General features: G+C 40.9%; 8 protein-coding genes. 4 read left to right on the forward strand and 4 right to left on the reverse strand.

Annotated elements, in window-relative coordinates; translation table 11 throughout:
• Window positions 1-64 precede the first annotated feature (64 nt).
• A complete protein-coding gene (locus tag AC1DNH_RS09455) occupies window positions 65-712 on the forward strand; it encodes a LexA family transcriptional regulator (RefSeq protein WP_477580631.1) in 648 nt (215 codons plus the stop codon).
• Window positions 713-1,381: 669 nt separating this feature from the next.
• Here AC1DNH_RS09455 and AC1DNH_RS09460 read toward each other — a convergent pair.
• Window positions 1,382-2,911, reverse strand: a complete 1,530-nt coding sequence (locus AC1DNH_RS09460) for a RagB/SusD family nutrient uptake outer membrane protein (RefSeq protein WP_477611175.1) — start codon at window positions 2,909-2,911, stop codon at window positions 1,382-1,384.
• A 10-nt stretch (window positions 2,912-2,921) separates the two neighbouring features.
• A complete protein-coding gene (locus AC1DNH_RS09465) occupies window positions 2,922-6,203 on the reverse strand; it encodes a SusC/RagA family TonB-linked outer membrane protein (RefSeq protein WP_477625341.1) in 3,282 nt (1,093 codons plus the stop codon).
• A gap of 317 nt (window positions 6,204-6,520) precedes the next feature.
• Here AC1DNH_RS09465 and AC1DNH_RS09470 point away from each other — a divergent pair, with 317 nt between their 5' ends.
• The 3 genes from AC1DNH_RS09470 (at window position 6,521) to msrA (ending at window position 10,286) form a co-directional block, all read left to right on the forward strand.
• Window positions 6,521-7,768, forward strand: coding sequence for a YdcF family protein (locus tag AC1DNH_RS09470; RefSeq protein ID WP_477580637.1), 1,248 nt, complete (start codon window positions 6,521-6,523; stop codon window positions 7,766-7,768).
• A 3-nt stretch (window positions 7,769-7,771) separates the two neighbouring features.
• Entirely contained in the window at window positions 7,772-8,650 is an 879-nt protein-coding gene (locus tag AC1DNH_RS09475; RefSeq protein WP_477580639.1) for a hypothetical protein, read from the forward strand.
• Between the two features lie 1,147 nt (window positions 8,651-9,797).
• Window positions 9,798-10,286 (forward strand): peptide-methionine (S)-S-oxide reductase MsrA, encoded by a 489-nt coding sequence (msrA, locus tag AC1DNH_RS09480; RefSeq protein ID WP_057933770.1) that lies wholly within the window; start codon window positions 9,798-9,800, stop codon window positions 10,284-10,286.
• A 630-nt stretch (window positions 10,287-10,916) separates the two neighbouring features.
• On the opposite strand, the gene AC1DNH_RS09485 is transcribed toward msrA, so the two are convergent.
• Both AC1DNH_RS09485 and AC1DNH_RS09490 read right to left on the reverse strand, forming a co-directional pair.
• Window positions 10,917-13,358, reverse strand: a complete 2,442-nt coding sequence (locus AC1DNH_RS09485) for a bifunctional YncE family protein/alkaline phosphatase family protein (RefSeq protein ID WP_477610307.1) — start codon at window positions 13,356-13,358, stop codon at window positions 10,917-10,919.
• Window positions 13,359-13,382: 24 nt separating this feature from the next.
• The gene (locus tag AC1DNH_RS09490; protein WP_477584503.1) at window positions 13,383-14,222 is read right to left on the reverse strand and encodes a hypothetical protein; all 840 of its coding nucleotides are present in this window, start codon (window positions 14,220-14,222) and stop codon (window positions 13,383-13,385) included.
• Window positions 14,223-14,237 lie beyond the last annotated feature (15 nt).

The raw sequence follows: 14,237 nt of genomic DNA on the forward strand, positions 1-14,237 counted from the left end.
CGAATTTAGCAAAAAAAAATAAGTTTAACTATATTTTGTACATAAAACTTATTAACATACTACTATGAATGAGAATCAGCGCTTAAAGTCATTAATGGATTTATTGTATTTTAAAACTCAAAAAGATTTTGCTACCGCATTGAATATCAAACAGGGCTCTTTATCGGATATTTTACGAGAAAGGGTTAATGTATCTAACGCCATTAAAGATAAACTCGAACTTAAATTCGACGTAAATTTAACATGGCTTGAAAACGGAACCGGCGAACCGTTTTTTAAAAAGAAGCCAGGCGTTAGCGAAAGTAAAGAGGGTGTTCCTTATTTCGATATGAGCTTATCAGATGCTAAAGATCTCCTGGTAGAAGAACAACGGGCAGAATACCTGGTAAATTACCTTCCTTTTAACGATTGTACGGCTTATTTACCCGTTTATGGCGATAGCATGTACCCCAAATATGCCGCAGGCGAAATTATTGCCATAAAAGAAATTACCAATTACGAAATTTTACAGTGGGGCGAAGCTTATGTGGTGATGACGGATGCAGATAGCAACAGTTTACGCACCATAAAACTAATTTTTCAGCACGCCGATAATACCAAACTAATCCTCCGTTCTTCAAATCCAAATTTTAAAGGCGATACCGTAATCCGCAAGAAAAACATCCAGGCACTTTACATTATCAAAGGAAAAATTACACGGAATATTATTTAGGCAAAGTAGTTTTCAGTTCAAGTTTGTATTAAAAAATGTCATCCTGAGCTTGTAGAAGGACCTGATTAAATATCTTACAAGGCGTTTCGACGGGCTCAACGTGACAAATTCGGAGTGAATTACAAATATGAATGAGATTCGCAAACTGGATTCTGCATTTTTCATCTTAAATCAGCGGGAGTTTAAAAAGGGTTCCGGCAGGAATCGTAATGCCTTAGTAGGGTTTTTATGTTGCATTAAGATTCCCGCATGCGCGGGAATGACGACTTTCTTTAGAATCTGCGTGATCACCTTTAATCAGCAGGAATAAATAAAAAAAGCTCCCGCAGATCAGCAGATTTTCGCAGATTGTAATAAGCTATATAGGAGTCAGTATTACAGGTTGTCATCCTGAGCTCGTCGAAGGACATGATTAAATATATTACAAGGTATCTCGATATATAAAAATTAATATTAGTGAGATTAGATTTAAGGAGATAATAGTCTCGAAGTATCGTCATTTCGACCGTAGCGGAGAAATCTTTTAATTTCAATATTTGTTTCAAAGATCTCTCCCTTCCGTTGCACTTCAGTCGAGATGACGATCCTTAGATTGGAATCTGTCAATGAAAACTAAAAAAGCGGTCCGATCAATGATCAGCCCGCTTTGCTTAAATATTACCAATCCGTTTAGTAACCCGGATTCTGATACATTTTAACCGGATCTAATTTCACTTCATCAAAAGGAATAGGAAAATACCTGTCTTTTGTAGTTACGTTAGCCAGTTTAGCAATTCCATACGACGACTGTGGTTTCACTTTTAAGTAAGTAACCAATTCCGCAGCAGTAAAATTCCTGATTAAATCGAACCATCTTTGGTGTTCGAAAGCAAACTCTACCCTACGCTCGTGCAAAATAGCCAATTTTAAAGTCGGGAATTTAGCCGCATAGGTGGCATCTGTTTTGGCTACAGCGTATAATGGCATTCCAGCCCTTGCCCTAACCATATCCAGATATTGAATGGCCACCGCATCGTTGCCCTGCAACATATTTACCTCCGCAAGCATTAAAATTACATCAGCATAGCGCATCAAAATCCAGTCGTTGCCTCCATAACCGTTTTTAGTGGCCAATTCACTCGCATCGCGGAATTTGGTAATAAACCAATCCTTTACCGTGGCATCGTTAGCGTATTTTACCGAGAAATCTTTCCTTAAATCGCTTGGTTCATACTCATTGATCAGGTCTAGCTTCACATTACCACCAATACCGGTTGATACTTTTAAAGAATTAATCAATTCGCCTTTTGCCTGGTTGTTTGCAGCAATACTCGAACTGTAATTCACATCACCTTGTTTATAGGATATCTGGAAAATCAACTCTTTACAACTCATTTTCTTCGCTACATCAAAAACATCAACATAAGGGATTTCAGATAAATTTCCAAAAGTTTTCATGTTGTAAGCTGCCAATAGATAAGTATTGGCATTAGTTAGGTTTTCGGCTTTATTTGCCGGTAACGTTGCCGCCATCGTTAAGTAAACCTTGCCCAAATAAGCATTAATTGCAGCTTTCGAAGTCCTCCCGATGTTTGCCGAGTTCTGAAAATTCGGCAGCGTACTGTTTAAACCGTCTTTTAAATCGGCAACAATCTGGTTGTACACATCAGCCTCAGGTACACGGAAGGTTGCTGCGGTAACCTCATCAGTATTGTTCAATTGTTTAGTAACTAAGGGAACAGGACCCCATTTCCTTACCAGTTCAAAATACATAATGGCCCTTATAAATTTGGCTTCGGCAATGTAATTAATCTTGTTTGCAGGTGTTACAAAAGTTACCTTATCAATGTTCGATAAAATTACATTGCTCCGGGTAATCGCGTTGAAAAGCGCCAGCCAGTGTGCTTTTAAATAAGAGTTACTGGGTAATAAAGAGAAATCGTTAAACTGGAAGGGCTCACCAGCATTACTCTGGTTGTCATTTCTTCCCGCATCGTCCGAGCGTTCATCGGTAAACAGTCCACTGTTCTCACCCAGGGTATTACTACTCCTTAACGACTGGTAAGCGCCATTTACTGCCAATAGCACATCGTTTTCTGTTTTAAAATAGTCTTCAACAGTAACCGCGTTTGGGTTGTTTTGTGCTAAAAAATCTTTTTTACAGGCACTTAGGGTTAAAACTGCTCCGAGGGCCAGAATTGTATAAATATTGTTCTTCATTTTCTTAATGCTAAAAAGTAAGTTTAATACCCAGGTTATAGGCTCTTGCCAATGGATAGTTACCATAATCTACACCTGGAGTTAAATTAGAACCTCCACTATAATCTACCTCTGGGTTATAACCCTTGTAATCGGTAATCGTAAAAGCATTATCAACACTGGCATAAATGCGGATGTTGCTCACTTTTATCGCATTGGCGAGCATTTTAGGGAAGGTATAACCTAAAGTAATGTTGGTACATCTAAAGTAAGATCCATCCTGAATATAGAAAGACGATAAACGGGTACTGTTACTTTGTGTACCTGCCCGAGATGCGCGATAATTTAAACCACTGCCAGGGTTAGCTTCGTTTCTGTAACGGTCGGCAACCTCTGCATATTGATTTCCCGAACCTTCAAAGTTATACAGGTAGTAATCCTGCCCATCTAAAACCTGGTTCCCGTACGATCCATTGAAAGATGCCCTTAAATCGAACGTTTTGTAAGAGGTGTTTAAAGCAAAACCATAGGTGAATTTAGGGTACGGGGTACCGATTACCGTTTTATCCGCGTCATTTACAATGCCGTTACCATCCGTATCCTGAAAATATAAATCACCGATTTTAGCCGGGTTCGTAGCAGATGCCGATGGGGCAACCTTACCTAAATTATCGGCAGTAATTCTACCCAAAGCCTTAAATCCGTAGAACATCCCTACAGGCTGACCTTCTTGTGTAATGTGTGTTAAATACGAACGTTCTGCACCATTGGTTAAAATGGTACTCGCACCACCCATATTTAATACTTTGTTGCGGTTAACGGCAATGTTTCCGCTGAGGCCCAAGGTAAAATCCTGTTTTTGGATAATTCTTCCATCCAGTTGGATATCAAAACCTTTGTTGCTGATTTTACTGTCGGTCAGATTGGTCAGGATAGAAGAAGTTCCTGATACAGCAGAAATTGGTTGGTTGAACAACAAATTATACGAATAACTCAGGTAATAATTGGCAATGATATTTAAGCGGTTTTTGAACAGGCTGATATCGGTACCAAAATTATACTGGGAAGTAGATTCCCATCCCAGCTTCGGGTCCTGGATGGCATTTGGCCAGATCGCCGTCGAAATCGCATTTCCAAAAACCACACCGCCCGGCGCACTCATTTCCTGTGCGGTTCTGTAATTCGGAATGTTGTTGTTGCCGCTCAATCCCCAACTTGCCCTTAACTTAACAGTTGATTGTTCGCCAAGAAAACTGTTATAGAAATCTTCTTCCGAAAGGTTCCATCCTGCGGCTACCGAAGGAAAATTGCCATATTTATTCAGCGGACCAAACCTTGATGACCCATCACGGCGGAATGAACCGGTTAAAAAGTATTTACCAGCATAGTTATAGCTGAAACGGCCGAAATAAGAAAGTAAGGTATTGGTAGCTTTAGCCGTTTTGTTTGCTCCATCGGTTATTAAAGTCAAAAATCCTGCATCAGCACCTTTATCCGTAATTTCGCCTATTTTATCGTTCTGGAAACCACTGGCAGAAATACGGATCAGATCGCTGGTTGTTTTTTGCGCAGAATATCCTCCAAGCACATCAATTTTATGTTTGCCAAAGGTTTTATTGTAGTTTAGGGTAAATTCGCCAAGCTGATCAACCTGGCTAAGGGTTTGCGCAATTGCATTCGCCGCCGTTATTGCAGCTGTAGAATAAGGTGGGTTGTTACCATTACTTAAGCTGGTTGGCAAATAAAAATCATATTTTTCATTGTAAGTCTGTGTACCCAAATTGGCTTTAAAATCCAGTCCATCCAATATGTTATAAGTGGCGTTAGCATTATAGGTACTTCTAGCCCCTTTTCTGGTAATTTTTACCTGTTCAACTGTAGCTAAAGGATTCTCAGGATTCTGTATCCCATACTGAGAAGCTAAAGCCCCCATGCCAAACTGGATCGGGTTTCCATTGGCATCCCTCGCAGGCAGATAAGGCAGGTAAATTAAAGCCGACATCATCGGGCTTAAATCGTAACGGCCTTCCCTCACCTCGCGGTTATCGTTCTGCGTATACGAAATATTTGCGCCTACACGTAAACGCTCACTCACCTTACCATCAATATTCCCCCTGAAGTTGGTTACTTTTTGGTTGGTGTTGGTAACAATACCATCGTTGTTCTGGTAGCCACCGCTTAAAAAGTATTTTACATCTTTAGTACCGCCAGAAAATGAAAGGTTATGGCGTTGGAAAGCTGCATTGCGATAGAGTTCATCCTGCCAGTCGGTATTATAAGCTGCAGGGATAGCCTGTTGTGTGCTGAAATTATAAAGATCGGCAGGAATGCTTACACTACTTCCATTGCCTACATTGGCAATACGGGTAGTATTATTATCACCGAACATCGCATCGTTCCAGGTTTTGCCCGAGTTTACCCACAAATCTTTATAGGCATTGTTGCGTCCGTCGATTAAAAGTTGGATAAACTGGTTGGCATCCAATAATTTTACTTTTTTGGCCAACTGGGAAATACCGCCCTGAACATCGTACTCAAACTTCCCTTTTCCATCTGCACCTCTTTTGGTGGTGATTAACACTACCCCACCCGATGCCCTTGAGCCATAAATGGCAGCAGAAGCCGCATCCTTCAAAATGTCGATGGTTTCGATATCCTCTGGATTGATGGATACGTTGTTTCCTGCCGGATAACCATCAATTACATATAAGGGATCGGAACTGGCGTTAATCGAACCGATGCCCCTCACCCTGATTTTAGTACCCGAATATGGCGCACCGCTGGTTTGCGATACCTGCACACCGGCAACCTTACCAACCAATGCCTGGCCAACAGTAGGAGAAGTTAAATTCATTTCGCTGGCTTTAACACTGCTGATGGCACCTGTTACATCCGATTTTCTGATTTTCTGGTAACCAATGGCCACAACCTCATTTAGGGTATTGCTGCTTTCTTTTAAAGTAACATTAATATTCTGGCGGCCGTTAACCGTAACTTCCTGATTATCGTAACCGATATAAGAGAATACTAAAATTGCACMTTCTTCTACATTAATGGAGTATTTACCATTGGGATCGGTAACGGTTGTTTTTTTTGTTTTCTTTTCGAAAACACTTACACCCGGTAAGGGTTGGTTATTTTGATCGGTAACTGTTCCGCTTACCGTGGCAAATACTTTATGTTGTAAGCCCGACGCAGTTACTTCATGATTAATCGCTGTTGCACTGGAATTACAGATGGCCAATAGGCCTAAAGGCAAAAGCAATTTCCGGCAAGCACTTTTTATACTTGCGGTTAAAAAAAATGATGTCATCTTTTTGTTCTTAGTAATGGTTTTGAAATATAATTGGGGGTTCGTTTTAAGTAGAAGCGTAGATTTTCACATTTACATAGGCTTATCCTTTAAGGTTAACAAGTAATTTTTGGAGCGTTCTACAGCGGCAAAAGTAGTGGTCTACTTTTAACACGATGTATCTATTATGTTAACTCTATACACCAATTTGAACTGGCACTTTAAATTAATATTAACACCAATACATATATAATAAATCGTTTTAACAACCATCAAAGAATAACATCTTGTTAATGTTTCTTTAATGGCCAATCTTTAAATTTGCTTCCAAAACTTTGATGAAACCCCTTTATACCTTCTTTGTGTTCTGCCTTTTTTGGCAAGGCTTATCTGCACAAGATTTAACCAGCCAGTCTTATCAGTTAATTAAGACCAGGAACGAAGTACAATACAAAAATTATTACCTGCTTTCCCTTTTTCAGCAATTGCCCGAGCTGCGCAAAATGCTGAGTACAGATACGGCGTTCAGCAACATCTATAAATCGAAAACCACACAGGTAAATGAAGCGGTAAAAACCTGCAAAACAGATATTAGCTGTTACGCAAAAGCCTTAAAATTCAACAATGAAGAAATAGCCCATATCGGCAACCGTTTGGCGCTGCTTTATACAGAAAACAATGCATTGGGAAATTTGGTAAAAAATCATCTTATCCCCTCAGGTTGTTATGCCATGTTTGCCAAAGAACCACACAAAACCCTTTTAATAAAAGCATGGGAACAAGATGCCAATGCCATTAATTATGCAATTGGCGTTTACGTAGAAGGAAACAAGCCCAATTACCCGAAAATAGATTCGATCAGTTTTAGTCTAACTGACAAAACGTTTGCAGAACTCACATCGGCCAGTGCATTATTAGCCTTGCAGGGCAATAATAAGCTCTTTTTCGAACCTGCCATGTTATTTGCATTGGAAGCTTTAGAACTGAACGAACGCAATGAGGCCGCCGATTACGAGCCGATGGCTAAAGGCGTAAACCTTGCCGCCATTAACCAGATCAAAAAAATAGATTGGAAAAAATATCCTTACAGCGTAATCCTGGTTCCGGGAGCAGGTCCGGAAGAAAAAGACGTTGCGCTAAGTGCTGGCGGAATGATCCGCTGCCGCTTAGCAGCTATACAGTATAAAAAAGGTGTAGCCCCTTTTATTGTAGTATCGGGTGGCCGCGTTCACCCTTATAAAACCAAATTCAGCGAAGCCTACGAAATGAAGAAATTCCTGATGGAAGTGCTTCAGATACCCGAAAGTGCCCTTATTATGGAGCCACATGCCCGCCATACCACCACTAACATGCGTAACTGTGCAAGGCTAATGTTCAGGTACGGGATGCCGGTAGATAAACCCGGTTTAGCCTGCACCGTAAAATCGCAGAGCTATAACATCACCAATCTACTCCCCGAGCGTTGCAAAAAAGAACTCGGCTACTATCCTTATAAAAACGGAAAACGTTTAAGTGATACCGAATCCGAATTCTACTTTAATACAGCTTCCTTACAAATTGATTTTGATGAACCTTTAGATCCTTAGTTTATGAAAACATTAAATCCTATTTTAGTACTGATCATGATGTTTTTTGTAGCCCGGTACAATAAAACCGATGGAAAGATTACAAAAACGATTACAATTGATTCGTTGGGTGCCTGTCAGGGTATTTCTTATCAAAACGGAAGGTATTTCCTCTACGGAGATAGAGAAGTGGGCATCATGCGCGAATATCAGCTCCAGAAAGACTCGTTGATTGATCAGCATAAGGAATACAAGTTCACCGTTAAAGGCGAAAATATCATCAAACATCCCACTGGCATTGCCTATCACAAAGGCTTACCAACTTTTGTGGGCAACTCAGTAAAGCAAAATGCAGCAGGCACCGTTTGGAAAGCGATAATTAACTGCATCAACTGGGAAGGCTTTTTAAAGACGAAAACATTGGACGGAAATTTTGTAAAATCTATTGAAGATGATGCCTGTATCCAGGGTACACGGCCTGAGTATGTAAATTATAAAGGCAAATGGTTTGTGACAACAGCCGATTATGGCAATAAAGCAAATGAAGTACGATTGTATAACCCAATAGCTTTATCAAAAGCCAGCAAAACAAGTGAAAAAGGAATCCTCTTTAAAAAATTCACATGCTCGCCATGGGTACAGAACTTACATTATATTGCGGCTAAAGGTATACTCGTTTTAATCCAAAACCAAATTGAAGGGCGTAAATGGAGACTGACCTTTCTTGATCTGGAAAAATCGCTTGCCAGCGGTCAGGAATCTGTTATCAAAGTTATAGACACCGATAAACCGGATGAGCTGGAAGGTTTTACCTTTGCCGATAAGGCCGATCAAGGGATCGCCGTAAGTTCTTCCAAAAAAAACAATGTAAGTTTTATGGATTTTAGCTGGAGCAATCAATAGTTCTCCAAAAGATATTCATTAATCACGTCGTCATTCCCAACTTGATTGGGAATCTTAATGCATTTGGCTTTAAGATTAGCTTCGCTGAGTACTGCGTGGTTCCCGCCTGCGCGAGAATGACGATTTCTCACAAGATATCTTGCCTTCCAGAAGCCCTTATCGTCCTATCGGTTGGTGTCTCACCGACCGACATTGTATATTCAAAATCAGGAAACGAATGGCTTGTAGTTCTTGGCGGTTTGCAGTCCCGCCATTCGCTATAGCTCCGATAGAAAAAAATCGGAGGCTGCCGCTACTGTCGGGTTTATAAGCTACGGGTTGTGCACCCTGCAACCTCAAAAATAAAAAACTGAGTTAGCCATTAGCCCCGGTTGAAGCGTTACCCTGCAGCGACGAGGCATCCCGAACTTTCGGGAAAGCGTAAAAGCGAAAGACGGGAAGAAATTTAGTGTGTTTGCAGAAACCTTGCGCTCCAAAACATAAGAGCTTGCAGTTGCCAAAATTTGTCAGTCTGAACGTAGTCGAAGACCCCTGGATGCGTTCAATCATGTGAGGAATATAAGATCATATAAGTTTATATCGTAAAATGATCCTTCAACTACGCTGCCATTGACGTTATTTTGTAATTATTTAAATATGAATGGTTTATGCCGATTGTGTATTCCGCCCAACTAGGCCGTAGCACCGTATCCCGTTCTAATAAATCCGGCCTAACAAATTTTTCGGGCTGCACTGCCCAAGCCAACGTACTCGCTTCGAAAGAAAACGGCGAAGCCCTCATGAATACAGCTGAAAACCATAATACAAATGAATAAATTTTTCAGCCGGCATTTTTTGTTTTTTCATGGGCTTTTATGTTTTCAAACGGCATTCAAGCTAGCTATGCTGGTCTTTTTGATGCCAAAAAGAAAGAGCCCTTCGGCGGCGGTGAGCCGAGGCAAGACCGCGCCGTAGGCCAAGAGAAAACAATTGTACGTCACTCATATTGATTTTAAACAATTAATTAACCCTCAGGATAACACTAAACGGTTTATCCTATCTTTTGTCATTTCACCGACTATACCATACAATTAAATAGCGCCCCCCTTCTTTACTTTCCCTTTACACATCTTCGTCGTATCTTTATTAATCAAAAAAAGGAAGATATATGAATACTGAAAAAGCCATTCTTGCAGGCGGCTGCTTTTGGGGAGTAGAAGAACTGCTCCGTCATTACCCAGGGGTTACCTCTACCGTAGTAGGATACACTGGCGGTGATGTTCCCAATGCCACCTACAGAAACCATGGTACACATGCCGAAGCCATTGAAGTTACTTTTGATCCAACCGTTTTAACCTACCGCAAATTATTAGAATACTTCTTCCAGATCCATGATCCGAGCACACGCAACAGACAGGGAAATGATGTGGGCACCTCATACCGCTCAGCTATTTTTTACAATAGTGAAGAACAGAAAAATACCGCAAATGCATTAATTGCCGAACTGGATGCTTCTGGTAAATGGCCTGGCAAAATTGTAACAGAGGTGGTACCTGAAACCGATTTCTGGAATGCTGAAGAAGAACACCAGGATTATTTACAGAAAAACCCTTACGGTTATACCTGCCATTTCGAAAGACCAGACTGGAAGTTATAAATAAGGTCGCTATTAAAAGGCACAAAGCAATTTGACAGAAAGCTGGAGAATCAGTTTTGTTTTCTGAAAATCAGATACAGTAGCATTTCGGTTCATGCTGCCCTGCTGTTTGCTATAGCCCTCATACTTCGGGGCTGTCGCTGCCATCAGGTTTAAGTGGCTCGGCAAGCAATACTATTTGGGGCTGCACAATGCTGGAATACGATCCATCGATCAGCATCATGCTAACCAACCTTAAATAGTAGCAAATATTACCAATCTAAACTTGATTGCCGTGGTAACTCTCGATTTCCTTCTAATGGGGCAATGTTATTAAGTTAAGGAGAAAACAAAAAACCTTGTCATCCTGAGCCTGTCGAAGAAAAATGTTTTTTTGTTTTCGACTATTAAAGGTCTTCGACAGGCTCAGACTGACATCACTTATACTGAACTTTAACGACATGGCTAATCAGGACTACAAGCGGGACAAACGTTAATTGAGTACAGCAATTGCTTTCCAAATTAAAATAATGAAAGTTAAGCATCTTTATTGTTCTAGAAATCAATTCTTAAAACAATGATGGGGCTAAACAAAAAGGCAATTTCTAATCGAAATTGCCTTTTTGTTTAGAATGAGATCATAACTGAGCCCTAATCATCATCGTCTTTTTTCTTCTTCTCCAAAATCACAAAAGCACTCCGTTTTGGCGCTGGCATTATCGATTGCTCGCCTTTAACCGATTTCCATACCACTTCGTTTAAATCTAAATCTGGTGCCGAATCTTCTTTGGCAAAATTGAACAGTTCGGAACGTCTGCTGCTTTCATTCACCGCCACATTCCGTGTATCTAAATCAATAAGCGGCTGAATCACATTATAAGGTGTAAAATCAGGCGTAGCCGTAAAACATTCATACAGTGGCATAGCTGCAGCATCGTACTGGCTCATTGGCGGCAAACCTAAAATAAGTTCCATTGTTCTTAAAAATCCGGAAGTAGAATACATCGTATGAACAGGCGTATTCCGCTTAACATAAGGGCCAACCACATATGCTGGCGAACGGTGCGCATCAACATGATCGGGGCCATTCTGTGCATCATCTTCCAAAATAAAAACAACCGATTCTTTCCAGATTGAGCTATGCGATAAATGCTCCAAAATACGGCCCACAGCTAAATCGTTATCGGCAACTGCTGCCTGTGGCGAGTATTTACCTTTCTTTTGTCCGCTGGTGTGGTCGTTAGATATTCTTAAAGTATTAAATTGTGGCACAACACCAGCCACCAATAACGAATCGAAATCATGCTGCCATGCATCAACCCGCACCTGATCTTTAATATCCATATCAAACCCGGGCGAAGCCGTGCACATATGGCCCTGTAGCGATTTAATATTTGCTTTTCCATAATCGCCAAACTCACCATAACTGCGGTAGCTTACCCCTGCCCTTTGGCAGTAATCCCAAATAAAACCACCTTTTGGGTAAGTAACCGGCCTGCCGCCTTCGAAGGTGGTACTTCCGCCGCGTGCACCATAACTGGTAGGCCATGTTTTCTCGACTACATCTGTAGCATAAGCGGCCATGCTCCAGTTGTGTCCATCGGCACTTACCTCTGCATCAACATAGAAATTATCAAGCAGCACATAGTTTTCGGCAAAGGCATGCTGGTTAGGTGTAATTTTTCTACCAAAAAGTGTTAATGTAGAATCGCCGTTTCCTTTTGGCATATCGCCAAGCACCTGATCGTAGGTCCTGTTTTCTTTAATAATATAAAAAACATGCTTAATGGGCGATTTTTCGCCCTGTTTACGCGGAATAGGATTTCCGGCTTCACCATCGGCCATGATAGTCCGCTTATCAGTAAAGGGCGTATTGGCATACACCTGTTTGGTATATGCTTTTAACTGCTCAGGTTTTGGTGCATCAATAAAAGATAAGGTTCCTTTAAACAAACCGGCAATATACTGCAGCCGGCTATTGGCCGTACTTCCCATATGGTAGCCACTATTATCAACTTTAGAAATAGGTTGTGGCCCTTGAGGGTTGGCCATAGGTGTATTGCCCTTACCATTGGTAACCAAAATTTTCGAGCCCAAAACCTTCACACTCGTTGGGTACCAGCCTACCGGGATAAAACCCTGACTTAAACTTAATCCAGGTTTGCTCACATCAAAAACTGCCAAACAGTTGTTATCTGCATTGGCGATGTACAAAGTTTTCTCGTTGGTACTTAAAGCTAAACCATTAGTGGTAGAACCTGTTAACTGTGTGGCATAAAGGGTCGTAGCAATGGTTTCGATCACCTTATTGTTCGAAGTATTGATTACCGAAACGGTATTATCGTTGGCATTGGCTACGAATAAAATATTTCCTTTTTTATTAAGCAATAGTTCATTTGGGTGATCGCCAACAGGAATGCGTTGTGAGATGCTTTCTGAAACTAAATCGATAACCGCAACAGATTTTCCACCCCAGAGCGAAACGTATAATTTACTTTCATCTGCAGATAAAACACAACTGTAAGCAATTGCAGGAAGCTGGATTTTTTTCAGGATCTGCTTTTCTGTGGGGTTGATAATGTATAAACTGCTGTCTTCTTTGGTTACCGTATATAACTTACTGTTGTTTTTGTTTACAACAATCCCCGCCGGACTGATTTTTCCCTTTGGCCAAATGGGACCTAGTTTAATAGTATCGCTTTTGCCAAGTTTATTGTTCTGGATATTAAAATCTAAAATCCAGTTGTCGTTACCGCCTGAAGCGTAAAGGTGTTTTTCGTCTTTACTAAAAGCAATGCCGTACCACGATTTACTTAGCACTTTTTCATCGATAATCTTTTCTGTTTTGGCATCAAGCAATTGCAGCGACTGGGTACTTTGTCCGTTGTTGGTAATGGCAAGATATTTACCCGAGGCGCTGAGCTGCATATTTAAAGGCAAATCACCCAATTGTAACGAATGCCCTGCCGGGCTCAGCTTCCACCCATTAGGCAGTAAAATCTGCTGTGTACTTTCGTTTTTGCCTGGCCATTGTGCAAATCCTTTTTGGATGAGCAGGAAACCGAATAATATAAATATATATGACTTTTTCATTTTCTTAAATTGATTTAGCAACACCTAGCGATGAAGATTAAAATTAACCAGCGCCCTGATGGTGTAACCGTTACCAGATGCTACGGAACCGATTTCGCGGATGGCCTCTGATGGGATTACCTGACTACGGGTTGCATAAAAAACAGGCCCACCAGAAAGAGAGAACGAAAGTTTCGAATGGTTTGGTTCCAGATTGATTGATGGCCCGATCATTACCTTTGCACCACCTTCTGCTTCATCCTTTTCCCAAAAGCCTTCTAAATCTTGACCTAAGGCTTCAAAGCCAAGGTATAAAACGTTAGAAACACGATGCTGATAACCAAAACTGCTTATAAAATCGAGCTTATCCCTTGTTTTATCAAAAGCTTTTTCGAAACGAAGGTTACCGGCCATTCGCCAGTTTGTCTGATCAAATGAAGCGGTAATGCGGCTAATCGCTGAACCAATGCTCGACCAATCTCTGCTTAAACCTAAACCAGCACCTAACCTAAAACCAGCTATGCCTTTACCGCCCACTAAATCTCTAATTACTTCAGCTTGTTGCGCAGAGGTTACACCTCCCGAATTGGCAAAACCGATTGCTGCTGTTGCATACAAGGTAAACCTGCTGCCTAAATAGCCCTTAACACCAAACTGTTGCCCTAAACCATCATAACCGAACTGTCCATTGGTTCTTTCGCCATAACTTCCTGAATAATGAATATTCCAACGGGGATTTTCTGCTGTTAAGGTATTCAGCGAAAACAGAAAGGGCTGAGCGGCATCAGTTCCTGTTTTGATTTCAGGCTTGGCTTCATTTATTTTCTGTGCGGCACAGCTTAAGACGGTACCAGCAAAAATGAGCATCAAAATTGTCTTTTTCATTGCAATGATCTATCA

Source organism: Pedobacter sp. 01N310 (assembly GCF_056399805.1).